Raw genomic sequence first — 25,697 nt, forward strand, 5'->3', positions numbered from 1 at the left:
GAGGGGGGTTCGCGCAACCTCAGTGGTCCGCCACCACCTCGAACCGCCACCGGTGCACGGCCCGGGTCACCAACCCGGCGTCCGGCTCGGGGAGTTCGGGAAGCGAGGCGTCGTACGGCGCGTCCCACCACGTGATGACCAGCACCCGGTCCTGCGGCGCACGGAAGGTCTCCCGGCGCAACGGCTCGCCGGACAGGGGCTGTTCGCGCACCCAGGCCAGCAGGTCCGCCCCCCGTCCCTCGGCGGCCCGGGCCTCCCACATCAGCGCGACCGTCACGAGTACAGGTTCTCCTTGCTGACCTCGTGCACGTGGTCGTGGCCCGGGACGTGCGGGTCGGTGACGGGCAGGGAGGAGTCGGCCGACAGGTCCCAGCCGGAGGCGGCCCGGTTCCGGGCGACCATCTCGGCGCCGAGCGCGGCCACCATCGCGCCGTTGTCCGTGCACAGTTTGGGGCGCGGCACGCGCAGCCGGATCCCGGCGGCCTCGCAGCGCTCCTGGGCCAGGGCGCGCAGCCGGGAGTTGGCCGCGACACCGCCGCCGATCATCAGGTGGTCCACGCCCTCGTCCTTGCAGGCGCGCACGGCCTTGCGGGTCAGCACGTCGACCACGGCCTCCTGGAAGGAGGCGGCCACGTCGCGCACCGGGACCTCCTCGCCGGCCGCCCGCCTGGCCTCGATCCAGCGGGCCACGGCGGTCTTCAGGCCGGAGAAGGAGAAGTCGTACGCCGGGTCGCGCGGGCCGGTCAGGCCGCGCGGGAAGGCGATGGCCTGCGGGTCGCCCTCGCGCGCGTACCGGTCGATGACCGGGCCGCCGGGGAAGCCCAGGTTCAGCACGCGGGCGATCTTGTCGAAGGCCTCGCCGGCCGCGTCGTCGATGGTCGAGCCCATCGGGCGGACGTCGGAGGTGATGTCCGACGACAGCAGCAGCGAGGAGTGGCCGCCGGAGACCAGCAGGGCCATCGTCGGCTCGGGCAGCGGGCCGTGCTCCAGCTGGTCCACGCAGATGTGGGAGGCGAGGTGGTTGACGCCGTAGAGGGGCTTGCCGAGGGCGTAGGCGTACGCCTTGGCCGCGGAGACACCGACGAGGAGGGCGCCGGCGAGGCCGGGACCGGCGGTGACCGCGATGCCGTCCAGGTCCTTGGCGCTGACCCCCGCCTCCTTCAGCGCGCGGTCGATGGTCGGGACCATCGCCTCCAGGTGCGCCCGGGAGGCCACCTCCGGTACGACACCGCCGAAGCGGGCGTGCTCGTCCACGCTGGAGGCGACGGCGTCCGCCAGCAGGGTGGTGCCGCGGACGATGCCGACGCCGGTCTCGTCGCAGGAGGTCTCGATGCCGAGTACGAGGGGCTCGTCGCGTGAGTCAGTCATTGATATCGGTTCCTTGTACTGAAGCGGAACCCGCGGCGGTGCCGCTGCCGGGTTCCGTGGTCAGGCGCATCACCAGGGCGTCCACGTTGCCCGGCTGGTAGTAGCCGCGCCGGAAGCCGATGGGGACGAAGCCGAAGCGCTCGTAGAGCTTCTGGGCGGGCAGGTTGTCGACCCGGCATTCGAGCATCACCTCGTGGCACTCGAACGCGGTCGCCGCGCGCAGCAGCTCGGTCAGCATGCGGGCGCCGAGGCCGGTGCCCTGGTGGTCGCGGGCCACCGCGATGGTCTGGACGTCCGCCAGCTCGCCGGCGGCGGCCAGGCCCGCGTACCCGACGATCCGGCCGTCGGCGGCCTCGGCGACGAGGTAGCACCGGCTGGCCCCGGTACCCCGGGAGTGGGCCAGCTCGGACCAGAACATGCCCCGGGACCAGGCGTCCTCGGGGAACAGGTCCCGCTCCAGCTCCAGGACCGGGTCGATGTCCCACCAGCGCATCTCGCGCAGTCGGGGAGGTTCCGGCTGTGTCACTTGGGGGTGACCACCTTGTAGTTCTTGGGGACCTGGGCGTCCGGCCGGCGCAGGTACTGCGGCCGGGGCACGGGAAGTTCCTCGCCGGCGGCGAGCTTCTCCGCGGCGAGCGAGGCGAGGGCGGCGGCGGACACGTGCTCGGGCTCGTGGGCGCTCGGGAACGCGTCCGGGTAGAGCAGCGCGCCGGCGCCGACCGCCGGGAGGCCCGCGACCTGCTCGGCGATGTCGGCCGGGCGGTCGACGGCCGGGCCGGTCAGCCGGGTCCGGGAATCGGCGTACGTCGCCCAGTAGACCTCCTTGCGGCGGGCGTCGGTCGCCACGACGAAGGGGCCGCTCTCGATGTCGGCGGCGTAGGCGAGGCCGTCCAGCGTGCACAGGCCGTGGACCGGGACGCCGAGGGCGAGGCCGAAGGTGTCGGCGGTCATCAGGCCGACGCGCAGGCCGGTGTAGGGGCCGGGGCCGGTGCCGACGACGATTCCCGTGACGGCCTCCAGCTTCAGGCCGGCCTCGGCGAGGACCCGGTCGACGGCCGGCAGCAGCAGCTCTCCGTGCCGGCGCGCGTCCACCTGGCTCGACGAGGCGATGACGTCCGTGCCGTCGTGCAGCGCGACGGTGACGGCGGGTGTTGCGGTATCCAGAGCGAGCAAGAGCACGCGAACAGCCTACGGCGCCCGCGGCTCGCGCATCGCCGTCCGGGGCGGACGGTCACCGACTGCTACGGTCGGTACGAAGTACGACATATCGCACGAAGCAGAGGTGGGCGCAGGTGGCAGGGACCAGCTCGGGGATCGTGGCCGGCCTCACCGCGGCGGCTCTGGGAACGGTCGGGTTCCTCGCCTACCGGGCCCAGGCGACGGTACCGGCGCACCTGGGCGAGGGTTCGGCGGCGCACGCGACGGCGGCCTCGAAGGCACCGCGGGACCGGCGCAACCCGACCGCGCTGCCGAACGGCTCCGGAACGGGTGAACGGGTCGTGTACTCGGTGGACGACGACCGGGTCTGGCTGGTCGCACCCGGCAACCGGGTGGAGCGCACGTTCCGGGTGCGGCCGGGCACCGTCGACCCGCCGGCCGGCACGTACTGGGTGACGTCCCGCTCCAACGCGGCCACCGGCACCGACGGCGTCCCCGTCGAGCACGTCGTGCGGTTCACCAGCGTGGACGGGGTGACCATCGGGTTCAGCGCGGCGGTGGACGGCGCGGCGGCGGGCATGGGGGCCGACGCGGGCGTGAAGACCGGGGGGATCCGCGAGACGCGGGCCGACGGGGACGCGATGTGGAGGTTCGCGACGATCGGGGTGCGGGTGATCGTCATCCGGTGATCGTCACCCGCCGGCGGAGGACGCCGTCCTCCGGCGACGGGTCCGTCGCGGCCGGGCGCGGGTCGCCGCCGGGCACGGGTCGCCGCCGGGCACGGGTCGCTGAAGGGCGCAGGTCGCCGTCGGACGCAGGTCACCGTCGGACGCAGGTCGCCGTCGGGCGCGGGTCGCCGTCGGACGCAGGTCACCGCCGGGCGCAGGTCACCGCCGGCGCGGGTCGCCGAAGGGCGCGGGTCGCCGAAGGGCACAGGTCACCGTCGGACGCAGGTCACCGCCGGGCACAGGTCACCGCCGGGCACAGGTCACCGCCGGACGCAGGTCACCGCCGGACGCAGGTCACCGCCGGGCGCAGGTCACCGCCGGGCACAGGTCACCGCCGGGCGCAGGTCACCGCCGGCGCGGGTCGCCGAAGGGCACAGGTCACCGTCGGACGCAGGTCACCGCCGGGCACAGGTCACCGCCGGGCACGGGTCGCTGAAGGGCGCAGGTCACCGCCGGGCACGGGTCACTGAAGCGCGCAGGTCACCGCCGGACGCAGGTCACCGCGGCCCCTTCGAGGGCGCGTCAGCCCGCCAGCGTCCCCAGGCCCGCGCCGGTCCAGCGCTCCCCCAGACCGGTGACGGTCACGTGCCGTACCTCGTCCGTGGTGTCGCCGACCGCGCGGTGGATGACGACCTGGAGGCGGTCCTCGGTCAGCTCCTCCACCTTGCCCTCGCCCCACTCCACCACGATCACCGAGTCGGGCAGCGAGACGTCGAGGTCCAGGTCCTCCATCTCGTCCAGGCCGCCGGCCAGCCGGTAGGCGTCGACGTGCACCAGGGGCGGTCCGTCGCCGAGGGACGGGTGCACCCGGGCGATCACGAAGGTCGGCGAGGTGACCGCGCCGCGCACGCCGAGGCCCTCGCCGAGCCCGCGGGTCAGCGTGGTCTTGCCCGCGCCGAGCTCTCCGCTGAGCATCACGAGGTCGCCCGCGCGCAGCAGTCCGGCCAGGCGGAGGCCCAGCTCCCGCATCTGTTCCGGGGAGGTGACGGTCAGCTGGGTCTCAGCGGGGTCGTGCGGTGCTGCTGGTGCTTCCATAGCCACTTACGGTAGCTCCTGCGGGCACCGCGCCCGCGCGGGTGAGCAGGTCGGCGAGGCGGTCGGTGACCACTTCCGGGTGCTCCAGCATCACCAGGTGCCCGGCGTCCGGTACCAGCACCAGCTCGGCGTCGGGCAGCAGGTCGGCGATGGCCTCGCTGTGCTCGCTGGGCGTGACGAGATCCTGCACGCCGGCCAGCACGAGCACCGGCATGTCCCGGAAGCAGGCGAGCGCCTCGGTCTTGTCGTGGTCGCTGAAGGCCGGGTAGAACTCGGCGACCACGTCGATCGGTGTGGACTCGATCATCCGCTCGGCGAAGCGTTCCACGGCCGGGTCGATGTCCCGCCCCGCGAACGAGTACCGCTTGATGATCCCGGCGAACAGGTCGGCGGTGGCCCGGCGCCCCTTCTCCACCAGCTCCGCCTGCTGCCCGAGCGCCTTCAGCACACCGGGGAGGATCCGGCGCACCGCGTTGACGCCGGCCACCGGAAGCCCGAAGTTGACCTCGCCGAGCCGCCCGGAGGAGGTCCCCACGAGGGCGGTGGCGACGACCCGGTCCCGGATCAGCTCGGGGTACTGCGCGGCGAGGGCCATCACCGTCATTCCGCCCATCGAGTGACCGACCAGCACCACCGGCCCCTCCGGTACGGCGGCGTCCAGCACGGCCTTCAGGTCGCGGCCGAGCTGGTCGATGGTGAGCGGCACCCGGTCCCGGGTCTGGGCAACTCCCCGCTCGGACCGCCCGTGGCTGCGCTGGTCCCAGTGCACGGTCCGCACCACCCCGCGCAGGGCCGCCCGCTGGAAGTGCCAGGAGTCCTGGCTGAGGCAGTAGCCGTGGCAGAAGACGACGGTGACCGGGGCGGGCGCCTTGCGTCCGAAGAGCCGGCGCCGGCGCGGGGAGACGTTCGGGCCGTGGTCGGGTTCGGCCTCGTCGACCTCGTAGTACAGCTCGGTGCCGTCGTCGGCGTACGCCTTGCCGGGGGTGCCGCGCAGGGTGCCGTACGGGCCCGCCGAGTCCAGCGCCAGCCGGGCCTTGCGGCGCATCCCGCGGCCCACCGTCATCCGCTCGACGGCCACGCCGGCCGCCGCTCCCGCGGCGAGCACGCCTATCGCGGCACCGGCGATGCCGGTCGCCCTGCGCCAGCTCCCGGCCGCCCCCGCGGCGGAGGCGGCGGCCGCCGAGGCGACGACGTCCGCCACGGCCTCCGCGCTGCTCTCGCTCACGTACCGCTCCTCTTCGCCGTACTGCAGTTCGCCTGGATGGTGATACGGATGGTGCCGCCGTGCCGGTGCCGCAGTGCTGTGGTGCGACGGACGTGACCGGTGCGTCCGGGAACGCGAAGTGCCGTTCCCGGACGGCTTACTCGCGTTCCTGCCCGTTCACATAGACGCGGGGAACGCGCCTGCCGATGCGTGTGACGATCTCGTACGCGATCGTGCCGCAGGCCTGCGCCCAGTCCTCCGCGGTCGGCTCGCCCCGGTCGCCGGGTCCGAACAGCACGGCCTCGCTGCCCACCGGGGGTTCGTCGCCGCCCAGGTCCACCACGAACTGGTCCATGGCGACCCGCCCGGCGATCGTCCGCCACTTGCCGTCGACCAGGACCGGGCCGGTGCCCGAGGCGTGCCGCGGGACGCCGTCCGCGTAACCGACCGGCACCAGGCCGAGGGTGGTGTCGCCGGGGGTGACGTAGTGGTGGCCGTAACTGACGCCGTGACCGCCCGGGGTGCGCTTGACGAGGGCCAGCGAGGCGCTGAGCGTCATCACCGGGCGCAGCCCGAAGTCCGCCGGGGTGCCCAGCTCGGGGCTGGGCGAGACGCCGTACATGGCGATGCCGGTGCGGACCAGGTCGAAGTGGGTCTCCGGCAGGGTGAGGGTGGCCGGCGAGTTGGCGATGTGCCGCACCTCGGGCCGGACGCCCCGCTCCTCGGCGTATGCCGTCATCTCCCGGAACCGGGCGAGCTGGGCGGCGATGGACGGGTGCCCCGGCTCGTCGGCGCACGCGAAGTGCGACCACAGCCCGGTGACCCGGACCAGCCCCTCGGCCTCGGCCCGCAGCGCCGCGGCGACGAGTTCGGCCCAGTCCTCGCCAGGCTGGCAGCCGTTGCGGCCGAGACCGGTGTCGGCCTTGAGCTGCACGCGCGCGGGGCGGCCCGCCGCCCGGGCGGCCGCCACGACCTCGCGCAGGGCCCACATGCCGCTCAGAGAGACGTCGATGTCCGCCTCGATCGCCTGCCGCCAGGGCCCGCCCGGCACCCACAGCCAGCACAGGATCCGGCCGGGCAGTCCGGCCGCGCGCAGCGCGAGGGCCTCCTCGGCCGTGGCCGTGCCGAGCCAGCTCGCGCCCGCGGCGAGGGCCTCGCGGGCACACGGCACCGCGCCGTGGCCGTATCCGTCGGACTTGACGACGGCCATCACGGCGGCGCCCTCGGCCCGGGCGCGCAGGGCCCGCACATTGGCGCGCAGGGCACCCAGATCGATCTCGGCGCGGGCGCGCAGGGCGGCGGTCGGCTCAGCAGCTGTCTCACTCATCGCGCCCCCAGTCTCTCAGAGCCGCCCTGCACGGGGCGTGGGCCGGGTCGGTCCGGCCGTCACGCGGGCGACCGAGGCCCGCTCGGCCCCACCGGACCGGCCGTCAAGCGGACGACCGGGGCCCGGTCGGCCCCACCGCCGCGCGTAACGCGGGGCATGGACCGGGTGCTCCCCACCACCGCACGCGCGGCCGACGCCGTACCGCGGCCCAAGCCGGGCCGGACCCCCCATCACACGGGCGACCGAGGCCCGCTCGGCCCCACCGGACCGGCCGTCAAGCGGACGACCGGAGCCCGGTCGGCCCCACCGCCGCGCGTAACGCGGGGCATGGACCGGGTGCTCCCCACCACCGCACGCGCGGCCGACGCCCTACCGCGACCGAAGCCCGGCCGGACCGCCCATCACACGGGCGACCGAGGCCAAGTCGGCCCCACCGCCGCGCGGACCGCCGCCGCGCGGACCGCCGCCGCGCGGACCGCCGCCGTACCGCAACCGGGTGCCGGGACCGGGCCGCAGCCCCGCGGCGGCAGCCGCGTCTCCCGGCCGGCCCGGCTGCGTGCCCCTTCGGGCGCTCACGACCGCGGGCAGGCGGCCCACCCCTGCCGAGCCGCCCTTGCCCCGGCCCCGCCCCCTCAGCCCCGCACGGTCCCGCAGCCACCTCGGCCCCGCACGTTCCGCCACCCCTCGTCCAAACCCCGCACGTCCCACCACCCCCTCGGCCGCGCACGTCCCACCACCCCGCATCCAGTCCCCGCGCGTCCCGCCCCCCTCAGCCCCGCACGTCCCTCCAGGCCTCCGGAATGTGTGACGCCACGTCATGGGCCCCCGTCGGCGCGCCCTTCGCCGCGAAGCGGCCCGCCAGTCCGTGCAGGTACGCCGCCACGCTCCCCGCGTCCGCCGCGCCCAGCCCCGCCGCCAGCAAGGACCCCGCGAGCCCGGACAGCACGTCGCCGCTCCCGGCCGTGGCCAGCCAGGGCGTCCCCGTGGCGTTCACCCGTACCGGCCCGCCCGCGGAGTCGGCGACCAGCGTGGTCGAGCCCTTGAGCAGCACCGTCGCCCGGTACACCGCCGCCAGTTCCCGCACCGCGGCCAGCCGGGCCCCCTCGACCTCCTCCCGCCGCACGCCCAGCAGCGCGGCGGCCTCGCCGGCATGCGGGGTCATCAGCGTCGGCGCCGTACGCCGCCGTACCGCGTCCCGTTCGGCCAGTCGCAGCCCGTCCGCGTCCAGCAGCACCGGCACGTCCGCCTCCAGCACCTCCGCCACGGTCGCCGCGTCGTCCCCGGCGCCGGGTCCGACCACCCAGGCCTGCACCCGGCCGGCCCTGGCGGGCCCCGCGTCGGAGACGAGGGTCTCCGGGAAACGGGCGATGACCGCGTCGCCGGCCGGCCCGACGTACCGTACGGCCCCGGCCCCGCCGCGCAGCGCGCCCGACACCGCCAGCACGGCCGCCCCGGGATAGCGCGCCGACCCGGCGGCGATCCCGACCACCCCGCGCCGGTACTTGTCGCTCTCCCCCGTCGGCGCCGGCAACAGCCGGTCCACGTCGGCGTGTTGCAGGGACTGGAGCACGGCGTCGGCGGGCGGCGGTTCCAGACCGATGCCGACGAGCCGCACCACCCCGGCGTACTCCCGGGCGGGATCCACCAGCAGCCCCGGCTTGTACGTGCCGAAGGTGACGGTCAGGTCGGCCCGCAGCGCGGCCCCGCGCACCTCCCCGGTGTCCGCGTCGACGCCGCTGGGCAGGTCCACGGCCACCACGGCGGCCCGGGACCGCGCCACCACCCCGGCGAGCCGTTCCGCGTCCGGCCGCAGCCCGCCCTTGCCCCCGATCCCGACGATGCCGTCCACGACCAGGTCGGCCCGCAGGAGCAGGTCCTCGACCGGGCCGGCACCGTCCGCCGGGGCGACGGCACCGCCCGCCCGGCGCAGGGCGGCGAGCCCCCCGGCGTGGGCCCGTCCCGGCGTCAGCAGGACCGCCGTCACGCCCGCGCCGCGCCGGGCCAGCCGGGCCCCCGCGTACAGGGCGTCCCCGCCGTTGTCGCCGCTGCCGACGAGCAGCACCACCCGGCTGCCGTACACCCGCCCGAGCAGTTCGGCGCAGGCGGCGGCCAGCCCGGCGGCGGCCCGCTGCATCAGCGCGCCCTCCGGCAGCCGTGCCATCAGCGCCCGCTCGGCCGCCCTTACCGTCTCCACGCTGTACGCAGTACGCATGCGGTCGAGTCTGCCCCGCAATCCCCGCGGTCCACACCCGCCCTGCCCGGAGGCGATCTCCGTCTTCCCCTCGCAGAGGACCCCGCCCCGGGCTCGCGGTCGTGCTCGAAGGGCCCGGGACCCGCGGGCGCGGACAGACCGGGCCGCCGTCGGGGCCCCGGCCCGGTCAGCCTTCGGCGACCACCACGGCCGAGGCCACGCCCGCGTCGTGACTGAGCGACACGTGCCAGGACCGCACGCCCAGCTCCGCGGCCTTCGCGGCCACCGTCCCCTTCACCCGCAGCCGCGGCTGCCCGCTGTCCTCCACGTACACCTCGGCATCGGTCCACTGCAGCCCGGGCGGCGCGCCCAGCGCCTTCGCCAGCGCCTCCTTGGCGGCGAACCGGGCCGCGAGCGAGGCGATACCGCGCCGCTCGCCGCTGGGCAGCAGCAGCTCCCGCTCCAGGAACAACCGGTCGGCCAGCCCCGGCGTCCGTTCCAGGGACGCCCGGAAGCGGTCGATCTCGGCGACGTCGATGCCCACCCCGATGATGCTCATGCCGAGCACCCTACGACCCCGGCCGCGGAGACGGGCCGAACCGGACGGCGGGCCGCGTTCTAGGCTTCCGGCATGAACTCGTCACACGCCTATCTCTCCGGCCTCTTCTCCCTGGACGGCCGGGTCGCCCTGGTGACCGGGGGCAGTTCCGGTATCGGACGGGCCATCACGGGAGCGCTCGCGCGGGCCGGCGCCCGGGTGGTGGTCGTGGCCCGGCGGCCGGAGGAACTGTCGGCCACGGTGGAGGAGTTGACGGACGCCGGCTGCCGGGCGGCCTGGGTCAGCGGTGACCTGGGGTCGCGGGACGGGGTGCGCGCGGCGGCCGAGGAGGCCGCGGCCGTCTTCGGCGAGCCCGACATCCTCGTCAACTCCGCCGGGATCAACCTCCGGCCGCCGATGGACGAGATGGACGAGGACGTGTGGGACCGCACGATGGCGGTGAACCTGGAGGCGCCCTTCCTGCTGGGCCGGCGGTTCGGGCCCGGCATGGCGGAGCGGGGCTTCGGACGGATCATCCACATCACCTCGCAGCAGGCCCACCGCGCCTTCGTGCGGAGCGGTGCCTACGGCGTCTCCAAGGGCGCGCTGGAGTCCCTGGCCCGCTCCCAGGCCGAGGCCTGGTCACCGTACGGGGTCACCGTCAACACCCTCGTGCCGGGCTTCGTGATGACCCCGCTGAACACGCGGCTGTCCTCCGACCCCGAGCGGGTGGCCGCCCTGGCCGCGCGCACGATGACCGGCCGCAACGGCCTCGCCGAGGACTTCGAGGGCGCGGCCGTCTTCCTGGCGAGCCGCGCCTCCGCGTACGTCACGGGCCAGTCGATCTTCGTGGACGGCGGCTTCTCGGTGCACTGAGCGGGCGCGCGGGTGGCTACTCCACCGTGACCGACTTGGCGAGGTTGCGGGGCTGGTCCACCTCGTTGCCCCGGGCGGTGGCCAGTTCGCACGCGAAGACCTGCAACGGCACCGTGGCCACCAGGGGCTGGAGCAGGGTCGGTGTGGCCGGGATGCGGATCAGGTGGTCGGCGTACGGGACCACCGCCTCGTCGCCCTCCTCCGCGATCACGATGGTGCGCGCGCCCCGCGCCCGGATCTCCTGGATGTTGGAGACGATCTTGTCGTGGATGACCGACCGGCCGCGCGGGGACGGTACGACGACGACCACCGGCACGTCCTCCTCGATCAGCGCGATCGGGCCGTGCTTCAGCTCGCCCGCGGCGAAGCCCTCGGCGTGCATGTAGGCCAGTTCCTTCAGCTTGAGCGCGCCCTCCAGGGCCACCGGGTAGCCCACGTGCCGGCCGAGGAAGAGCACGGTGTCCTTCTCGGCGAGGGTGCGCGCCAGCGCCCGTACCGGCTCCATGGTCTCCAGGACCCGCTCGACCTCCTCCGAGATCCGGGACAGGTCCTTGATCACGGCCTGGATCTCGTCGCCCCACTTGGTGCCGCGCACCTGCCCCAGGTACAGCGCGACCAGGTAGCAGGCGACCAGCTGGGTGAGGAACGCCTTGGTGGAGGCGACCGCGACCTCCGGGCCGGCGTGCGTGTACAGCACCGCGTCGGACTCGCGGGGGATCGTCGAGCCGTTGGTGTTGCAGATCGCCAGCACCTTGGAGCCCTGCTCGCGGGCGTGCCGCAGCGCCATCAGGGTGTCCATCGTCTCGCCGGACTGGGAGATGGCGATCACCAGCGACCGCCCGTCCAGGATCGGGTCCCGGTAACGGAACTCGCTGGCCAGCTCCACCTCGCACGGGATCCGCGTCCAGTGCTCGATGGCGTACTTGGCGATCAGGCCGGCGTGGAAGGCCGTACCGCAGGCGACGATGACGACCTTGTCGATCTCGCGCAGTTCGGAGGGGCTGATCCGCACCTCGTCCAGGGTGAGCGAGCCGGACGGGTCGATCCGGCCGAGCAGGGTGTCGGCGACCGCCTTGGGCTGCTCGGCGATCTCCTTGAGCATGAAGTAGTCGTAGCCGCCCTTCTCGGCGGCGGAGGCGTCCCAGTCCACGTGGTAGGAGCGGACCTCGGCCGGGCGGCCGTCGAAGCCCGTCACGGTGACGCCGTCCCGGCGCAGCTCCACCACCTGGTCCTGGCCCAGCTCGATCGCGGAGCGCGTGTGCTCGATGAACGCGGCGACGTCGGAGGCCAGGAACGCCTCGCCCTCGCCGACGCCCACCACCAGCGGGGAGTTGCGGCGGGCGCCGACCACCACGTCCGGCTCGTCGGCGTGCACCGCGACCAGCGTGAACGCGCCCTCCAGCCGCCGGCACACCAGCCGCATGGCCTCCGCGAGGTCCGCGCAGGAGGAGAACTCCTCGGCCAGCAGATGGGCGACGACCTCGGTGTCCGTCTCGGAGTGCAGCTCATGGCCGCGCTCGGCCAGTTCCGCGCGCAGCACCGCGAAGTTCTCGATGATGCCGTTGTGGACCACCGCGACCCGGCCCGCGTTGTCCAGGTGCGGGTGCGCGTTGGCGTCCGTGGGACCGCCGTGGGTGGCCCAGCGGGTGTGCCCGATGCCGGTCGAGCCGGTCGGCAGCGGCCGGTCGACCAGTTCCTTCTCCAGGTTGACCAGTTTCCCGGCCCGCTTCGCGGCGGCCAGTCCGCCGTCCGCCGGCACGGCGACGCCCGCCGAGTCGTACCCCCGGTACTCCAGCCGCTTCAGTCCGGCCATCACGACATCGAGCGCCGACTGTGACCCCACGTATCCCACGATTCCGCACATGGGCGGCAGCCTACGGGCCGGTCATGATCAGAAACGGCCTCCGCCTGCCCGAATTCGGAAATTCCCACCGTCGTACGCAGCCCTGCCGGGCCCGGTTCCCGCGCCGGGCCCGGCGTGACGGACCCCACCCGCCGCGCCGTTCAAACTCCGTTAACAATGGACTGTGATCTCACCGGTCTCCTCGATGCCCCGGAGCGCCCACCGGCACAGGCCGGAGGCGACTCCCTACGTCGATCTCACCCGCGCCGAGTGGAGCGCGCTGCGCGACAAGACACCGCTGCCGCTCACCGCCGAGGAGGTGGAGAAGCTCCGCGGTCTCGGTGACGTCATCGACCTGGACGAGGTGCGGGACATCTACCTCCCGCTCTCCCGGCTCCTCAACCTCTACGTCGGTGCCACCGACGGCCTCAGAGGCGCGCTGAACACCTTCCTCGGGGAGAAGGGCTCCCAGTCCGGCACCCCGTTCGTGATAGGGGTCGCCGGCTCGGTGGCCTGCGGCAAGTCCACCGTCTCCCGTCTCCTCCAGGCCCTGCTCTCCCGCTGGCCCGAGCACCCGCGCGTGGAACTGGTCACGACGGACGGCTTCCTGCTGCCCACCCGGGAGCTCCAGGCCCGGGGCCTGATGTCGCGGAAGGGATTCCCCGAGTCCTACGACCGCCGGGCCCTCACCCGCTTCGTCGCCGACATCAAGGCCGGCAAGGACGAGGTGACGGCCCCCGTCTACTCCCACCTCATCTACGACATCGTCCCGGACCAGCGGCTCACCGTGCGCCGCCCGGACATCCTGATCGTGGAGGGCCTCAACGTCCTCCAGCCCGCCCTGCCCGGCAAGGACGGCCGCACCCGGGTCGGTCTCGCCGACTACTTCGACTTCAGCGTCTACGTCGACGCGAGCGCCGAGGACATCGAGCGCTGGTACCTCAACCGCTTCAGGAAGCTGCGCCAGACCGCCTTCCAGAACCCGTCCTCGTACTTCCGCAAGTACACCCAGGTCTCCGAGGAGGAGGCACTGGACTACGCGCGCACCCTCTGGCGGACCATCAACAAGCCCAACCTGGTGGAGAACATCGCCCCGACCCGCGGCCGGGCCACCCTCGTCCTGCGCAAGGGCCCGGACCACAAGGTGCAGCGCCTCAGGCTGCGCAAGCTGTAGCCGCCCCTGTTGGATGGGGGTCATGCTGCACCTGCGCCTGATCAGCCCCGCGGAGCGGACCGACGAGGTGGTCCGCCTGATCGAGAACACGATCGGTACCACCCACCTCGTCGTCCTCCCGGGGACCGCCCGCGATCCCGCCGGCGACCTCGTCCTGTGCGACGTGGCCCGGGAGGCGGGCGACGCGCTCATCAGCGGTCTGCGTCGGCTGGGCCTGGACGAGACCGGCTCGATCGCCGTCGACGACATCGGCCTCTCCCTGTCCCGGCGCGCCGGCGAGGCCGAGGCGGAGGCACCGGGCGAGGGCGCGGACGCGGTCCTGTGGGAGGGCCTGACCGAGGCCACCCACGAGGAGTCGACGCTGTCGGTCACCTACGTCGCCTTCATCACCCTGGCCACGATGATCGCGGCCTGCGGTGTGGTGCTGGACAACGCCATCCTGATCGTGGGCGCGATGGCGGTCGGCCCCGAGTTCGGCCCCCTGGCCGGCATCTGCACGGCTCTGGTCCGACGCCACCCGCGCCTGGCCTGGCGCTCGCTGATCGCCCTGCTGGTGGGCTTCGCGGTGGCGATGGCGGTGACGGTCGGCTTCAGCGTCTTCATGGACGCCATCGACCTCTTCCACCGGTCCGGCCTGGAGGGCGAGCGCCCCAACACGGCCTTCATCTACGCCCCCGACGCCTTCTCCCTCGTCGTGGCGATCCTGGCCGGCGTCGCCGGTACCCTCTCCCTGACCTCCGCCAAGTCCGGTGCCCTGGTGGGCGTGGCGATCTCGGTGACGACGGTGCCGGCCGCGGCCAACGCGGCGGTCGCCCTGGCCTACGGCGACACGGACCAGACCCTGGGCTCGTCCGTCCAGCTGCTGGTGAACCTGGCGGGGATCGTGATGGCGGGCACGCTGACACTGCTGGCGCAGAAGTGGTTCTGGGCGAGACAGCGGGGGCGTCTGCCGTAGGGCGGCGCAGCCTGGCCGGGGCGCGGGCGGTGTCCCCCGCGGTTGCGCCGCGCGGGCGCGACACGTCACGGCGGACCGGCGGCCCGCACCGCGCGATGCCCGGTGTCCGGGTCGGGGATCCGGATCCCGGACCCGGACACCGGGGCCCGGAACTATCCGAGAGCCGACTTCACCGCATCGGCGAGCCGCCCCGCCACCGACCGGGCCTGCTCGATGTCGGCGGCCTCGACCATGACCCGGACCAGGGGCTCGGTCCCGGAGGGCCGCAGCAGCACCCGCCCGGTCGTCCCCAGGTCCCGCTCCGCCTCGGCGACCGCGGCGGCGAGGTCGGCGGACGTCTTCACCCGCGACTTGTCCACGTCCGGCACGTTGATCAGCACCTGCGGCAGCCGCTCCATCACGGAGGCCAGCTCTCGCAGCGAACGGCCGGTCTCCGCGACCCGCGCCGCCAGCAGCAGCCCGGTCAGCGTGCCGTCACCGGTGGTCGCGTGGTCGAGGATGATGACGTGCCCGGACTGCTCGCCGCCGAGGGCGTAGCCGTGCTGCTTCATCTCCTCCAGCACGTACCGGTCGCCCACGGCCGTCTGCACGAGCCGGATGCCCGCGCGCTCCATGGCCAGCTTGAAGCCGAGGTTGGACATCACGGTCGCGACGACGGTGTCGGAGCGCAGTGCGGAACGCTCCCGCATCGCCAGCGCGAGCACGGCGAGGATCTGGTCGCCGTCGACCTCCTCGCCCGTGTGGTCCACGGCCAGGCAGCGGTCGGCGTCGCCGTCGTGCGCGATGCCGAGGTCCGCGCCGTGCTCGACGACCGCGGCCTTCAGCTTGTCCAGGTGGGTCGAGCCGCAGCCGTCGTTGATGTTGAGGCCGTCCGGCTCCGCACCGATCGTGACGACCTGGGCACCGGCCCGGGCGAACGCCTCCGGCGAGACCCCCGAGGCCGCGCCGTGCGCTTCGTCCAGGACGATCTTCAGCCCGTCGAGCCGGTTGGGCAGCACCGACAGGAGGTGGGCGACGTACCTCTCGAAGCCCTCCTCGTACGACCGCACACGCGCGACGCCGGCGCCCGTCGGCCGCTCCCACGGCTCGCCGTGCCGGTGCGCGTCGTAGACCGCCTCGATCCTGTCCTCCAGCTCGTCGGCGAGCTTGTGGCCGCCGCGGGCGAAGAACTTGATGCCGTTGTCCGGCATGGCGTTGTGGCTGGCGGAGAGCATCACACCGAGGTCGGCGCCGAGCGCGCCGGTCAGGTGCGCCACCGCCGGCGTCGGCAGCACCCCGACGCACAGGACGTCCACGCCCGCGCTCGCGAGGCCCGCGACCACCGCCGCCTGCAGGAACTCCCCGGACGCCCGCGGGTCCCGACCGACCACCGCTTTCGGCTTGTGGCCCTCGAAGGTGCCCGCCTCGGCCAGCACGTGCGCCGCGGCGACGGAGAGGCCGAGCGCCATCTCGGCCGTCAGATCCGCGTTGGCGACACCGCGCACGCCGTCCGTGCCGAAGAGTCGTCCCACTTGTCCTCCTGAGGAAGCGTCCTTGCTGCCGGGAATGATGGCAGACGCCATGCGATCCGATCACACAAGCCTTTGAGCGCCTTGTGTCGTTATACGCCCTTGGCCGGGATAAACGAACGCCCCGACGGCACATGTGGCGTGCCGCCGGGGCGTTCGGAGTACGAGCAGGCAGCTGCTGGTTAGCGCTTGCTGTACTGCGGGGCCTTGCGGGCCTTCTTCAGACCGGCCTTCTTGCGCTCGACCGCACGGTCGTCGCGCTTGAGGAAGCCGGCCTTCTTCAGCGGGCCGCGGTTGTTGTCGACGTCGGCCTCGTTCAGCGCACGGGCCACACCGAGACGGAGGGCACCGGCCTGACCGGAGACACCGCCACCGGCGATGCGGGCGATGACGTCGTAACGACCCTCAAGCTCCAGGACCTTGAACGGCTCGTTGACTTCCTGCTGGTGCACCTTGTTGGGGAAGTAGTCCTCAAGGGTGCGACCGTTGATCTTCCACTTGCCGGTGCCCGGAACGATCCGGACGCGGGCGATGGCGTTCTTGCGACGGCCCAGGCCGGCGGCCGGCTGGGGCTCACCGAAGCGCGAGGCGAGGGACTCGGAGGTGTACTCACCCTCCACCGGAACCTCGGACTCGGTGGTGTAGCTGTCGATGTCAAGCTCTTCGAGCGGCTGCTCGGCAGTGGTCTCGGCCACGATTCTCCTCAGATTCTGTTCAGTCTTAGGGGGTGGCCGGACTTACTGCGCGACCTGGGTGATCTCGAACGGCACCGGCTGCTGGGCAGCGTGCGGGTGCTGGTCACCCTTGTAGACCTTCAGCTTCGAGAGCATCTGACGGCCCAGCGTGTTCTTGGGGAGCATGCCCTTGACGGCCTTCTCGATGGCCTTCTCGGGGTTCTTGTCGAGCAGCTCGTCGTAGCGGACGGAGCGCAGACCACCCGGGTAGCCGGAGTGGCGGTACGCCATCTTCTGGGTCCGCTTGTTGCCGGACAGGTGCACCTTGTCGGCGTTGATGATGATGACGAAGTCACCAGCGTCGACGTGCGGCGCGTAGATCGGCTTGTGCTTGCCCCGCAGGAGGGTCGCAGCGGTGGTGGCGAGACGACCCAGGACAACGTCCTGAGCGTCGATGACGTGCCACTGGCGCGTCACATCGCCGGGCTTGGGGCTGTACGTACGCACGGTTCGTAGCCTTCGCTTCGAGTGAATGGTCCTAAACAAGGTCACCGAAACGATCACGACAGCCTTGGCCCACGGCGGCGACGCATACCGCGTGCGTGGGGTCGCTGGTCATCGGCCCGGTGGACCGGTGTAAGGGCCCGTCCCGTGAGAATGAGCAAGCCAATACACAACGAAGAAGTAGGTTACCGGGCGGCCCCCGGGCGGGTCAAAACGAGGCAGGCCGCCGGACGGACCCCGCACCACCGGCCCCCCGTCTAAGATGCGCCCCATGAGTAACGGGCAGGGGGGACCCCAGTCTCAGTGGGATCCCTGGAAACCGCAATCCCAGCAGCCGTGGAACAGCGCAGCCGACGACGGAACTCCGGACTGGGCCGCGCTCGCCGAGGCCTCGGAGACGCGGAACAAGCGCCGCAAGCTGCTGTTCATAGCCGGCGGCGCCCTCGCCACGGTCGCGATAGGCACGGCGGTCGCCATGGCCGTCGTCTCCGCGAACGGTGGTGATCCGGAGGCAGGCCCGAGCAATCTGCCCGCCAGCGCCTCCATCCCCGGCTCCGCCACCGCGACGCCGTCCTTCGCGCCCACCAGCGCCCCGCCGCCGCTGGACCCGAAGGACTTCATCTCCAGCGCCAAGAAGGACACCGCGCCGCTCAGCCCCGACACCCTGTTCCCGGGTACGCAGCTGACCATGGACGGCACGGTGTACAAGAAGGGCCCGACGGCCGACACCAAGAACTGCGCCGGCGTCGCCGGCGGCACCCTGCCGGGGATCCTCACCGCCAACGGCTGCACCCGCCTGATGCGGGTCACCTACACCAACGGGGGTGTCGCGGCCACCGTGGGCGTCGCGGTCTTCGACACCGCGGAGCGGGCCGCGAAGGCCAGGGCCCAGACCGACGACCGCAGCATCGTGCGCTCGCTGTTCGGCAAGGGCGTCAAGCCGTTCTGCGACGGCGCCTTCTGCCGCTCGACGCGGAACTCCTACGGCCGCTACGCCTACTTCACGATCTCCGGCTTCACCAACGGCAAGAACGTCACCAACAAGGACACCAAGGTCTTCCGCACCGGCAACGACCTCGCCCAGTTCACCGCGAACCAGATCCACCGCCGCGGCCAGGCCCAGGCCTCGGCCGCGGCGGAGCGGTAGCCGACAGGAAGTGCGACCGAGCGGCGGCTAACAGGCCGCGCAGCCGGCGGCGCGGGGAAGCGAGCGCTTGTTCCGCGCCTCCCTGTTCCGCGCCGCGAGCAGCTCGTCGGCCGGGTAGCCGACCTCCTCCAGGGTCAGCCCGTGCGGTCGTACGACATGCACGGCGGAGTCCCGCACGCCCGCGGCCAGCACCTTCCCGGGCCACTCCGGCCCGCGGTGCCCGTCCCCGACGAACAGCAGCGCGCCGATCAGCGAGCGCACCATGTTGTGGCAGAAGGCGTCGGCCCGCACGGTGGCGGTGACGATCCCGTCGTCACCGCGGACCAGGCTCAGCTCCTGGAGGGTGCGGATGGTGGTCGCCCCCTCCCGCTTCTTGCAGTAGGCCGCGAAGTCGTGCTCCCCGAGCAGCGCCCGGGCGGCCTCGTTCATCGCGTCCACGTCGAGCGGCCAGTCGTGCCACAGGACGTGGCCCCGCAGCAGCGGGTCCACCCCGCCCGGGTTGTCGGTGACCCGGTACGCGTACCGCCGCCAGATGGCGGAGAACCGGGCGTTGAAACCGCTCGGCGCCTCCCTGAGCGCCCACACCCGGACGTCCTTGGGCAGCCGGCCGGCGAGCCGCTTGAGCAGCTTCTCGTGGTGTTCGCGCCAGACGCTCTCCGGCAGGTCGACGTGCGCCACCTGCCCCCGGGCGTGCACCCCGGCGTCGGTGCGGCCGGCGACCGTCAGCTCGTACGTCTCCCGCGACCGCGTCACCGTCCGCAGGGCGTCCTCGATCTCCCCCTGCACGGTCCGCTTCCCGCCGGCCTGCTTGGCCCAGCCGTGGAAGGCGGTGCCGTCGTAGGAGAGGTCGAGCCGGAGCCGGACGTGACCGGGCTGTACTTCGTCACTCACGTGGGAATCCTCTCAGGGCCGCGCCCTGTGAAAGAAACGGGAAAGCGGGCCCGCCCCGAAGGGCGGACCCGCTTTCCGTGTCAGGCGGAGCCTCAGGCGTCCTTGGACTCCTCGGCAGCGGCCTCCTCGGCCGGGGCCTCGGTGGTCTCGGCAACCTTGGCCTCATCGGCCTCCTTGACCGCACGCTTGGTGGCGGCCTCGGCCTCACCCACGGCGTTCTGCTGCACCGTCAGCGCCTCGACCAGCTCGATGACGGCCATGGGCGCGTTGTCGCCACGGCGGTTACCGATCTTGGTGATGCGGGTGTAGCCACCGGGACGGTTCTCGTACCGCGGGCCGATCTCGGTGAAGAGCGTGTGGACGATGCTCTTGTCCGTGATGACCTGGAGCACCTGACGGCGGTTGTGAAGGTCGCCCTTCTTCGCCTTGGTGATCAGACGCTCGGCGTACGGGCGCAGGCGACGGGCCTTCGCCTCGGTGGTGGTGATGCGGCCGTGCTCGAAGAGGCTCTTCGCGAGGTTCGCGAGGAGCAGCTTCTCGTGCGCGGCACTGCCGCCCAGACGGGCACCCTTGGTGGGCTTCGGCATGGTTCTTCTCCTGTGTGTCTGCCCTGGCCGTATCAGGTACCGGGGTCAGTATCCGAGCAGGCGGTTGCCTGTCGGAGACCCCGCGCCCGGAAGGGCGCGGGGAACTGCGCGACCAGCCGACAGCGGGCCGGCAGCCGAAAACGGACCGTCGAGCCCGAGCTGTCAGTACTGCTCGGTCTCCACGAAGCCCGCGTCCGCGTCGTCGTCGGCGCCGAAGGCGTCCGCGGCGGCGGTCGGGTCGAATCCGGGCGGGCTGTCCTTGAGGGCCAGGCCCATGCCGGCCAGCTTCGCCTTGACCTCGTCGATGGACTTCGCACCGAAGTTGCGGATGTCCAGCAGGTCGGCCTCGGAGCGCGCCACGAGCTCACCCACGGAGTGGATGCCCTCGCGCTTGAGGCAGTTGTAGGAGCGGACCGTGAGCTCCAGCTCCTCGATCGGCAGCGCGAGGTCGGCGGCCAGGGCGGCGTCCGTCGGGGACGGGCCCATGTCGATGCCCTCGGCGTCGATGTTCAGCTCGCGGGCGAGACCGAACAGCTCGACCAGCGTCTTGCCCGCGGAGGCCATGGCGTCACGCGGACGCATCGCCTGCTTGGTCTCGACGTCGACGATCAGCTTGTCGAAGTCGGTGCGCTGCTCGACACGCGTGGCCTCGACCTTGTACGTGACCTTCAGAACCGGCGAGTAGATCGAGTCGACCGGGATACGGCCGATCTCCTGGCCCACCTGCTTGTTCTGCACGGCGGAGACGTAGCCGCGACCGCGCTCGACGGTCAGCTCCATCTCCAGCTTGCCCTTGCCGTTGAGCGTGGCGAGGACGAGGTCGGGGTTGTGCACCTCGACACCGGCCGGGGGCGCGATGTCGGCGGCGGTGACCAGACCCGGGCCCTGCTTGCGCAGGTACATCACGACCGGCTCGTCGTGCTCCGAGGAGACGACCAGCTGCTTGATGTTCAGGATCAGGTCGGTGACGTCCTCCTTGACGCCCGGCACGGTGGTGAACTCGTGCAGCACGCCGTCGATCCGGATGCTGGTGACAGCGGCACCGGGGATCGAGGACAGGAGGGTACGGCGGAGGGAGTTGCCGAGGGTGTAGCCGAAGCCCGGCTCCAGCGGCTCGATCACGAACCGGGAGCGGAACTCGTCGACGACCTCTTCGGTCAACGAGGGGCGCTGAGCGATCAGCATGTGTGGATCAGATCCTTCTTTCGTGGACGCCCGCTATTTGACGTCCGACGGAAACCGCACCCGTGAGAAGTGCGGGTACTGCAAGGGTACGGGCGATACGGCCCTTTTCACGGGGCCGTACCGCCCGAAAAACCCTGAAGCAGCCGGTGCGTCAGACGCGACGGCGCTTCGGCGGGCGGCAGCCGTTGTGCGGGGTCGGGGTGACGTCCTGGATGGAGCCGACCTCGAGGCCCGTGGCCTGCAGGGAGCGGATCGCGGTCTCACGACCGGAGCCCGGGCCCTTGACGAACACGTCGACCTTGCGCATGCCGTGCTCCTGGGCGCGGCGGGCAGCCGACTCGGCGGCCATCTGCGCGGCGAACGGCGTGGACTTCCGGGAGCCCTTGAAGCCGACGTGGCCGGCGGAGGCCCAGGAGATCACGTTGCCGGACGGGTCCGTGATCGAGACGATCGTGTTGTTGAACGTGCTCTTGATGTGCGCGTGGCCGTGAGCGACGTTCTTCTTTTCCTTGCGGCGCACCTTCTTGGCAGCGCCCTGACGACCCTTGGGGGGCATCTACTAACTCCTATGGAGGTGGTCGGTCCTACAGCGAAGACCGTGGACAGGGTGTCCGCTGCGGACTACTTCTTGCCCGGCTTCTTCTTGCCGGCGATGGCGCGACGCGGGCCCTTGCGGGTGCGGGCGTTGGTGCTGGTGCGCTGACCGCGGACGGGCAGACCGCGACGGTGACGGAGACCCTGGTAGGTACCGATCTCGACCTTGCGGCGGATGTCGGCCTGGATCTCGCGACGGAGGTCACCCTCGGTCTTGATGTTGTTGTCGACGTACTCGCGGATCGCGACCAGCTGCTCTTCGGACAGGTCACGGACGCGGGTGTTCGGGTCGACGCCGGTCGCAGCCAGCGTCTCCTTCGAGAGGGTCCGGCCGATGCCGAACACATAGGTGAGGGCGATCTCCACGCGCTTGTCGCGCGGGATGTCGACACCGGAAACGCGTGCCATTCAATGGCTCCTGGTGAGTCTTTCGGAGGTCTTCCACAGAGCCGGCTCCCGGCCGCCGTACTAGGTACGAACCGGGTCCCCGGCCTCCGAACCGGGGGTGTCGAGCTGGATGGCTCGGGCTCTGCGTATGAACATATTCAGCTCGCGTCGCGCGAAACTCTGCGATAGAGGTGCAGAGGGTGATGGTCGTGCGTCAGCCCTGGCGCTGCTTGTGGCGCGGGTTCTCGCAGATGACCATGACCCGGCCGTGACGGCGGATCACCCTGCACTTGTCGCAGATCTTCTTGACGCTCGGCTTGACCTTCATGGGGTGAGGTTCTCCGGGTCAGTGCCATCGCACCGGGCGGGCCCGGGGCGCGGGCAAGATCTACTTGTACCGGTAGACGATCCGGCCACGCGTCAGGTCGTACGGAGACAGCTCCACCACGACCCGGTCGTCAGGGAGGATGCGGATGTAGTGCATACGCATCTTGCCGCTGATGTGTGCCAGGACCTGGTGGCCGTTCTGGAGCTCGACCTTGAACATGGCGTTCGGCAGAGACTCGACGACAGTGCCCTCGATCTCGATGGCACCTTGCTTCTTGGCCACGCTTCGCCCTTCGAATCGACTACCTTGATCGACTCCGTCACACTTTCAAGCATGCGGACATGCGGGTGCACGAGAGCCGACGAGTCAGTCTACGTCGGCGCACCCCGAAAGGCGAATCGAGGAAGTCTGCCCTTCGGGGTGATCGTTAAGCAAGCGGATCCGGTGCCGCCGTGACGCCGTACTCGGCGAGCTTGGCCTTGCCGCCGTCGGGGGCGGTGAGGACGAGGGGGCCCTGCTCCGTCAGGGCGACCGAGTGCTCCCAGTGGGAGGACCAGGTGCCGTCGGTCGTGATGACCGTCCAGTCGTCGGAGAGGACCTCGGTCCGCGGGGTGCCGAGGGAGACCATCGGCTCGATGGCGAGGCAGAAGCCGGGGACCAGCTTGGGGCCCTTGCCGCGGCGGCGGTCGACGTAGTTCAGCAGGTGCGGGTCCATGTGCATCTCGGTGCCGATGCCGTGGCCGCCGTAGTCCTCGATGATGCCGTAGCGACCGCCGCCCGGCTTCGGCTGGCGGCGGATGTACGTCTCGATCGCCCGGGAGACGTCGACCAGGCGGTTGCCCTGCTTCATGGCCGCGATGCCGGCCCACATCGACTCCTCCGTCACCCGGGAGAGCTCGACCAGCTCCGGGGAGTGACCGGAGCCGACGAAGGCCGTGTAGGCGGCGTCGCCGTGCCAGCCGTCGACGACCGCGCCGCAGTCGATGGAGATGATGTCGCCGTCCTTGAGGACGACGTCGTCGGAGGGGATGCCGTGCACGACCACGTCGTTCACGGAGGTGCAGATGGTGGCCGGGAAGCCGCCGTAGCCCAGGAAGTTCGACTTCGCGCCGTGCTCGGCGAGGACCTTGCGGGCCACCTCGTCCAGGTCCTTCGTGGTGGCGCCCGGCACCGCGGCCTCACGCGTCGCCGCGTGGATGGCGGCTACGACCAGGCCCGCCGCCCGCATCTTCGCGATCTGCTCGGGGGTCTTGATCTGCACCATGGGGGCCTGCGCTCTCCGTCACTCACGTCGACTGGGGGTACCTGTACAACAGTACGGCCGCGGCGCCCGGCAGGGCACCGCGGCCGTAGGGCCCGGAAGCTACTTCCCGGCCTTCTCGCGCTTGAGGGCCTCCAGGGCCCGCTCGGTGATCTCGGCCACCGGGCCCAGGGAGGAGATCGTCACGACCAGGCCCTGTGCCTTGTAGTAGTCGATGATCGGCTCGGTCTGCGTGTGGTAGACCTCCAGCCGCGTGCGGACGGTCTCCTCGCGGTCGTCGTCGCGCTGGTACAGCTCGCCGCCGCAGACGTCGCACACGCCCTCCTGCTTCGGCGCGTTGTACGACACGTGGAAGACGTGGGAGGAGTCGTTGCGGCAGATGCGCCGGCCGGCGATCCGCTTGACGACCTCGTCCTCGGGGACCTCCAGGTCCAGGACGGCGTCCAGCGTGATGCCCTCGTCCTGCAGCAGCTGGTCCAGCGCCTGGGCCTGCGAGACGTTGCGCGGGAAGCCGTCGAGCAGGAAGCCGTTCTCCGCGTCGGGCTGCTCCATGCGGTCCTTGGCCATCGCGATGGTCACCTCGTCCGGGACGAGGTTGCCGGCGTCCATGTAGGACTTCGCGAGCTTGCCCAGCTCGGTCTGCTGGCTGATGTTGGCCCGGAAGAGGTCGCCCGTGGAGATGTGCGGGACGGCCAGCTTCTCTGCGAGCCGGACGGCTTGCGTTCCCTTACCGGCACCCGGCGGCCCGACGAGGACGATACGCATCAGCGGAGGAACCCTTCGTAATTGCGCTGCTGGAGCTGGCTCTCGATCTGCTTCACCGTCTCAAGGCCGACACCCACGATGATGAGGATGCTGGTCCCGCCGAAGGGGAAGTTCTGGCTTGCCCCAAAGCCCACCAACGCCATTGTCGGTACGAGAGCGATCAGACCCAGATACAGCGAACCCGGCCAGGTGATCCGGTTGAGCACGTAGCTGAGGTACTCAGCGGTCGGTCGGCCAGCCCGGATGCCCGGGATGAAGCCACCATACTTCTTCATGTTGTCGGCTACTTCCTCGGGGTTGAAGGAGATAGCGACGTAGAAGAACGCGAAGAAAACGATGAGCAAGAAGTACGAAACGATGTAAATCGGATGGTCGCCCTTGGTGAGGTTCGCCTCGATCCAGGCCTTCCAGTCCGACTTGCCCCCCGCGAACTGTGCCACCAGCGCCGGAATGTAGAGCAGCGAGGAGGCGAAGATGACGGGAATCACACCCGCCTGGTTCACCTTGAGCGGGATGTAGGTGGACGTACCGCCGTAGGAGCGGCGCCCGATCATGCGCTTCGCGTACTGCACCGGGATGCGCCGCTGGGCCTGCTCGACGAAGACGACGAGCCCGACCATGACCAGGCCCACCGCGATGACGGTGCCGAACTCGATCCAGCCGCCGGCCAGCGTGCCCTGCTTCTTGATGGCCCACAGCGCGGACGGGAAGGTCGCGGCGATCGAGATGAACATCAGGATCGACATGCCGTTGCCGATGCCGCGGTCGGTGACCAGCTCACCGAGCCACATGACGACGGCCGTGCCGGCGGTCAGACAGATGACCATGGTGATCGTGGTGAAGATCGCCTGGTCCGGGACGATGCTCGTGGCGACCGAGCAGCCGTTGAAGAGCGCGCCGTTGCGGGCGGTGGCGACCAGGCCGGTGCCCTGCAGGATGGCGAGCGCGACGGTGAGGTAGCGGGTGTACTGCGTGATCTTCGCCGTACCGGCCTGGCCCTCCTTCTTCAGGGCCTCCAGGCGCGGGATGACCACGGTCAGCAGCTGAAGGATGATGCTGGCCGTGATGTACGGCATGATGCCGAGCGCGAAGATCGTGATCTGCAGCAGCGCACCACCGCTGAACATGTTCACGAGGCCGAACAGGCCCTGGTTGGCCCCTGCCTCGTTCACACAGGTCTGGACTGCCTTGTAGTTCACGCCGGGGATCGGGATGTGGGTACCGACCCGGTAGACCACGATGATGCCCAGCGTGAAGAGCAGCTTCTTGCGCAGGTCGGGCGTCCTGAACGCCCGGGCGAACGCGGTGAGCACGGTGCCTCCTGCGACCCCCGCGCAACTGCGTCAAGGGTGACGGTCTGAGGTTCGACGAATACGAAAAAGAACAGTGCAGGCCACCTTACCGGCGACACTGCCTCCCTAGGAACGACCAACCGGGGATACCCCATTGTGAGGTATCCCCGGTCGGGA

At 71.6% G+C, this 25,697-nt stretch carries 28 protein-coding genes; 5 read left to right on the plus strand and 23 right to left on the minus strand.

All coding sequences use genetic code 11. From position 1 onward, the window contains the following. Window positions 1-19 precede the first annotated feature (19 nt). From ACZ4VF_RS18560 to tsaB, 4 genes are read right to left on the minus strand one after another with little or no spacing between them, the layout of a single operon-like run. Window positions 20-277 carry a hypothetical protein gene (locus tag ACZ4VF_RS18560; protein ID WP_467927080.1) on the minus strand — a complete coding sequence of 86 codons (258 nt, stop codon included), beginning with the start codon at window positions 275-277 and terminating at the stop codon, window positions 20-22. Beyond that, window positions 274-1,368 (minus strand): tRNA (adenosine(37)-N6)-threonylcarbamoyltransferase complex transferase subunit TsaD, encoded by a 1,095-nt coding sequence (gene tsaD, locus ACZ4VF_RS18565; RefSeq protein ID WP_467927082.1) that lies wholly within the window; start codon window positions 1,366-1,368, stop codon window positions 274-276. The genes ACZ4VF_RS18560 and tsaD overlap by 4 nt, the downstream gene beginning before the upstream one ends. Continuing rightward, window positions 1,361-1,861, minus strand: coding sequence for a ribosomal protein S18-alanine N-acetyltransferase (gene rimI, locus ACZ4VF_RS18570; RefSeq protein WP_467927376.1), 501 nt, complete (start codon window positions 1,859-1,861; stop codon window positions 1,361-1,363). Before rimI ends, tsaD begins: the two co-directional genes overlap by 8 nt. 29 nt (window positions 1,862-1,890) lie before the next feature. Further along, window positions 1,891-2,547 carry a tRNA (adenosine(37)-N6)-threonylcarbamoyltransferase complex dimerization subunit type 1 TsaB gene (tsaB, locus tag ACZ4VF_RS18575; protein ID WP_467927083.1) on the minus strand — a complete coding sequence of 219 codons (657 nt, stop codon included), beginning with the start codon at window positions 2,545-2,547 and terminating at the stop codon, window positions 1,891-1,893. 113 nt (window positions 2,548-2,660) lie between these two features. Between tsaB and ACZ4VF_RS18580 the strand changes: the two genes are divergently transcribed. After that, the gene (locus ACZ4VF_RS18580) at window positions 2,661-3,215 is read left to right on the plus strand and encodes a hypothetical protein (protein WP_467927085.1); all 555 of its coding nucleotides are present in this window, start codon (window positions 2,661-2,663) and stop codon (window positions 3,213-3,215) included. Between the two features lie 561 nt (window positions 3,216-3,776). Here ACZ4VF_RS18580 and tsaE read toward each other — a convergent pair. From tsaE to ACZ4VF_RS18605, 5 genes are all read right to left on the minus strand, one after another. After that, window positions 3,777-4,289 (minus strand): tRNA (adenosine(37)-N6)-threonylcarbamoyltransferase complex ATPase subunit type 1 TsaE, encoded by a 513-nt coding sequence (gene tsaE, locus ACZ4VF_RS18585; protein ID WP_467927086.1) that lies wholly within the window; start codon window positions 4,287-4,289, stop codon window positions 3,777-3,779. Further along, the gene (locus ACZ4VF_RS18590; protein WP_467927088.1) at window positions 4,255-5,514 is read right to left on the minus strand and encodes an alpha/beta fold hydrolase; all 1,260 of its coding nucleotides are present in this window, start codon (window positions 5,512-5,514) and stop codon (window positions 4,255-4,257) included. Before ACZ4VF_RS18590 ends, tsaE begins: the two co-directional genes overlap by 35 nt. Window positions 5,515-5,650: 136 nt before the next feature. Further along, window positions 5,651-6,820, minus strand: coding sequence for an alanine racemase (alr, locus tag ACZ4VF_RS18595; protein WP_467927089.1), 1,170 nt, complete (start codon window positions 6,818-6,820; stop codon window positions 5,651-5,653). A gap of 769 nt (window positions 6,821-7,589) precedes the next feature. Beyond that, window positions 7,590-9,032 (minus strand): NAD(P)H-hydrate dehydratase, encoded by a 1,443-nt coding sequence (locus tag ACZ4VF_RS18600; RefSeq protein WP_467927091.1) that lies wholly within the window; start codon window positions 9,030-9,032, stop codon window positions 7,590-7,592. A gap of 166 nt (window positions 9,033-9,198) precedes the next feature. Next, the gene (locus ACZ4VF_RS18605; protein WP_467927093.1) at window positions 9,199-9,570 is read right to left on the minus strand and encodes a holo-ACP synthase; all 372 of its coding nucleotides are present in this window, start codon (window positions 9,568-9,570) and stop codon (window positions 9,199-9,201) included. 72 nt (window positions 9,571-9,642) lie between these two features. Here ACZ4VF_RS18605 and ACZ4VF_RS18610 point away from each other — a divergent pair, with 72 nt between their 5' ends. Further along, on the plus strand, window positions 9,643-10,425 hold the full coding sequence (locus tag ACZ4VF_RS18610; RefSeq protein WP_467927094.1) for an SDR family NAD(P)-dependent oxidoreductase: 783 nt from the start codon (window positions 9,643-9,645) through the stop codon (window positions 10,423-10,425). Between the two features lie 16 nt (window positions 10,426-10,441). Here ACZ4VF_RS18610 and glmS read toward each other — a convergent pair whose 3' ends face one another. Then, entirely contained in the window at window positions 10,442-12,289 is a 1,848-nt protein-coding gene (gene glmS, locus ACZ4VF_RS18615) for a glutamine--fructose-6-phosphate transaminase (isomerizing) (protein WP_467927095.1), read from the minus strand. Between the two features lie 184 nt (window positions 12,290-12,473). On the opposite strand from glmS, the gene coaA reads away from it, so the two are divergent. Together coaA and ACZ4VF_RS18625 are read left to right on the plus strand one after the other, a co-directional pair. Continuing rightward, window positions 12,474-13,442, plus strand: a complete 969-nt coding sequence (gene coaA / locus ACZ4VF_RS18620) for a type I pantothenate kinase (RefSeq protein ID WP_467927378.1) — start codon at window positions 12,474-12,476, stop codon at window positions 13,440-13,442. A gap of 22 nt (window positions 13,443-13,464) precedes the next feature. Beyond that, window positions 13,465-14,397, plus strand: a complete 933-nt coding sequence (locus tag ACZ4VF_RS18625) for a DUF389 domain-containing protein (protein WP_467927096.1) — start codon at window positions 13,465-13,467, stop codon at window positions 14,395-14,397. Between the two features lie 152 nt (window positions 14,398-14,549). On the opposite strand, the gene glmM is transcribed toward ACZ4VF_RS18625, so the two are convergent. The 3 genes from glmM to rplM form a co-directional block, all read right to left on the minus strand. Then, window positions 14,550-15,908 (minus strand): phosphoglucosamine mutase, encoded by a 1,359-nt coding sequence (gene glmM / locus ACZ4VF_RS18630; RefSeq protein WP_467927097.1) that lies wholly within the window; start codon window positions 15,906-15,908, stop codon window positions 14,550-14,552. 179 nt (window positions 15,909-16,087) lie between these two features. Beyond that, window positions 16,088-16,600 (minus strand): 30S ribosomal protein S9, encoded by a 513-nt coding sequence (gene rpsI, locus ACZ4VF_RS18635; RefSeq protein WP_103812805.1) that lies wholly within the window; start codon window positions 16,598-16,600, stop codon window positions 16,088-16,090. Between the two features lie 42 nt (window positions 16,601-16,642). Continuing rightward, on the minus strand, window positions 16,643-17,086 hold the full coding sequence (rplM, locus tag ACZ4VF_RS18640; protein WP_030345455.1) for a 50S ribosomal protein L13: 444 nt from the start codon (window positions 17,084-17,086) through the stop codon (window positions 16,643-16,645). A 268-nt stretch (window positions 17,087-17,354) separates the two neighbouring features. On the opposite strand from rplM, the gene ACZ4VF_RS18645 reads away from it, so the two are divergent. Next, a complete protein-coding gene (locus tag ACZ4VF_RS18645; protein ID WP_467927099.1) occupies window positions 17,355-18,230 on the plus strand; it encodes a hypothetical protein in 876 nt (291 codons plus the stop codon). Between the two features lie 27 nt (window positions 18,231-18,257). On the opposite strand, the gene truA is transcribed toward ACZ4VF_RS18645, so the two are convergent. From truA to secY, 10 genes are all read right to left on the minus strand, one after another. Then, the gene (gene truA, locus ACZ4VF_RS18650; protein WP_467927100.1) at window positions 18,258-19,121 is read right to left on the minus strand and encodes a tRNA pseudouridine(38-40) synthase TruA; all 864 of its coding nucleotides are present in this window, start codon (window positions 19,119-19,121) and stop codon (window positions 18,258-18,260) included. Window positions 19,122-19,213: 92 nt separating this feature from the next. After that, complete coding sequence (gene rplQ / locus ACZ4VF_RS18655; RefSeq protein ID WP_467927101.1) at window positions 19,214-19,708, minus strand: 50S ribosomal protein L17; 495 nt, start codon at window positions 19,706-19,708, stop codon at window positions 19,214-19,216. 162 nt (window positions 19,709-19,870) lie between these two features. Beyond that, the gene (locus ACZ4VF_RS18660) at window positions 19,871-20,893 is read right to left on the minus strand and encodes a DNA-directed RNA polymerase subunit alpha (protein ID WP_003966937.1); all 1,023 of its coding nucleotides are present in this window, start codon (window positions 20,891-20,893) and stop codon (window positions 19,871-19,873) included. 151 nt (window positions 20,894-21,044) lie between these two features. Continuing rightward, the gene (rpsK, locus tag ACZ4VF_RS18665) at window positions 21,045-21,449 is read right to left on the minus strand and encodes a 30S ribosomal protein S11 (protein ID WP_003956432.1); all 405 of its coding nucleotides are present in this window, start codon (window positions 21,447-21,449) and stop codon (window positions 21,045-21,047) included. A gap of 65 nt (window positions 21,450-21,514) precedes the next feature. After that, window positions 21,515-21,895 carry a 30S ribosomal protein S13 gene (gene rpsM / locus ACZ4VF_RS18670; RefSeq protein WP_014674386.1) on the minus strand — a complete coding sequence of 127 codons (381 nt, stop codon included), beginning with the start codon at window positions 21,893-21,895 and terminating at the stop codon, window positions 21,515-21,517. A gap of 193 nt (window positions 21,896-22,088) precedes the next feature. Next, window positions 22,089-22,202 (minus strand): 50S ribosomal protein L36, encoded by a 114-nt coding sequence (gene rpmJ / locus ACZ4VF_RS18675; RefSeq protein ID WP_003998809.1) that lies wholly within the window; start codon window positions 22,200-22,202, stop codon window positions 22,089-22,091. A gap of 60 nt (window positions 22,203-22,262) precedes the next feature. Next, window positions 22,263-22,484 carry a translation initiation factor IF-1 gene (gene infA / locus ACZ4VF_RS18680; protein ID WP_003948620.1) on the minus strand — a complete coding sequence of 74 codons (222 nt, stop codon included), beginning with the start codon at window positions 22,482-22,484 and terminating at the stop codon, window positions 22,263-22,265. 145 nt (window positions 22,485-22,629) lie between these two features. Further along, window positions 22,630-23,466, minus strand: coding sequence for a type I methionyl aminopeptidase (map, locus tag ACZ4VF_RS18685; RefSeq protein WP_467927103.1), 837 nt, complete (start codon window positions 23,464-23,466; stop codon window positions 22,630-22,632). A gap of 99 nt (window positions 23,467-23,565) precedes the next feature. After that, the gene (locus ACZ4VF_RS18690) at window positions 23,566-24,228 is read right to left on the minus strand and encodes an adenylate kinase (RefSeq protein ID WP_356147380.1); all 663 of its coding nucleotides are present in this window, start codon (window positions 24,226-24,228) and stop codon (window positions 23,566-23,568) included. Then, window positions 24,228-25,541, minus strand: a complete 1,314-nt coding sequence (gene secY / locus ACZ4VF_RS18695) for a preprotein translocase subunit SecY (protein ID WP_467927105.1) — start codon at window positions 25,539-25,541, stop codon at window positions 24,228-24,230. The genes ACZ4VF_RS18690 and secY overlap by 1 nt, the downstream gene beginning before the upstream one ends. Window positions 25,542-25,697: the final 156 nt, after the last annotated feature.

This window comes from Streptomyces sp. NPDC029151 (assembly GCF_055564315.1).

What these genes read in the sequence shown, in the direction of transcription:
- ACZ4VF_RS18660 (WP_003966937.1), bottom strand. Translation starts at nt 20,893, where the DNA reads ATGCTGATCGCTCAGCGCCCCTCGTTGACCGAAGAGGTCGTCGACGAG.
- ACZ4VF_RS18605 (WP_467927093.1), bottom strand. Translation starts at nt 9,570, where the DNA reads ATGAGCATCATCGGGGTGGGCATCGACGTCGCCGAGATCGACCGCTTC.
- ACZ4VF_RS18625 (WP_467927096.1), top strand. Translation starts at nt 13,465, where the DNA reads ATGCTGCACCTGCGCCTGATCAGCCCCGCGGAGCGGACCGACGAGGTG.
- ACZ4VF_RS18600 (WP_467927091.1), bottom strand. Translation starts at nt 9,032, where the DNA reads ATGCGTACTGCGTACAGCGTGGAGACGGTAAGGGCGGCCGAGCGGGCG.
- rplQ (WP_467927101.1), bottom strand. Translation starts at nt 19,708, where the DNA reads ATGCCGAAGCCCACCAAGGGTGCCCGTCTGGGCGGCAGTGCCGCGCAC.
- ACZ4VF_RS18610 (WP_467927094.1), top strand. Translation starts at nt 9,643, where the DNA reads ATGAACTCGTCACACGCCTATCTCTCCGGCCTCTTCTCCCTGGACGGC.
- rpsM (WP_014674386.1), bottom strand. Translation starts at nt 21,895, where the DNA reads ATGGCACGCGTTTCCGGTGTCGACATCCCGCGCGACAAGCGCGTGGAG.
- map (WP_467927103.1), bottom strand. Translation starts at nt 23,466, where the DNA reads ATGGTGCAGATCAAGACCCCCGAGCAGATCGCGAAGATGCGGGCGGCG.
- coaA (WP_467927378.1), top strand. Translation starts at nt 12,474, where the DNA reads ATGCCCCGGAGCGCCCACCGGCACAGGCCGGAGGCGACTCCCTACGTC.
- rpmJ (WP_003998809.1), bottom strand. Translation starts at nt 22,202, where the DNA reads ATGAAGGTCAAGCCGAGCGTCAAGAAGATCTGCGACAAGTGCAGGGTG.
- tsaD (WP_467927082.1), bottom strand. Translation starts at nt 1,368, where the DNA reads ATGACTGACTCACGCGACGAGCCCCTCGTACTCGGCATCGAGACCTCC.
- ACZ4VF_RS18690 (WP_356147380.1), bottom strand. Translation starts at nt 24,228, where the DNA reads ATGCGTATCGTCCTCGTCGGGCCGCCGGGTGCCGGTAAGGGAACGCAA.
- glmS (WP_467927095.1), bottom strand. Translation starts at nt 12,289, where the DNA reads ATGTGCGGAATCGTGGGATACGTGGGGTCACAGTCGGCGCTCGATGTC.
- ACZ4VF_RS18645 (WP_467927099.1), top strand. Translation starts at nt 17,355, where the DNA reads ATGAGTAACGGGCAGGGGGGACCCCAGTCTCAGTGGGATCCCTGGAAA.
- alr (WP_467927089.1), bottom strand. Translation starts at nt 6,820, where the DNA reads ATGAGTGAGACAGCTGCTGAGCCGACCGCCGCCCTGCGCGCCCGCGCC.
- tsaE (WP_467927086.1), bottom strand. Translation starts at nt 4,289, where the DNA reads ATGGAAGCACCAGCAGCACCGCACGACCCCGCTGAGACCCAGCTGACC.
- rpsK (WP_003956432.1), bottom strand. Translation starts at nt 21,449, where the DNA reads ATGCCCCCCAAGGGTCGTCAGGGCGCTGCCAAGAAGGTGCGCCGCAAG.
- rimI (WP_467927376.1), bottom strand. Translation starts at nt 1,861, where the DNA reads ATGCGCTGGTGGGACATCGACCCGGTCCTGGAGCTGGAGCGGGACCTG.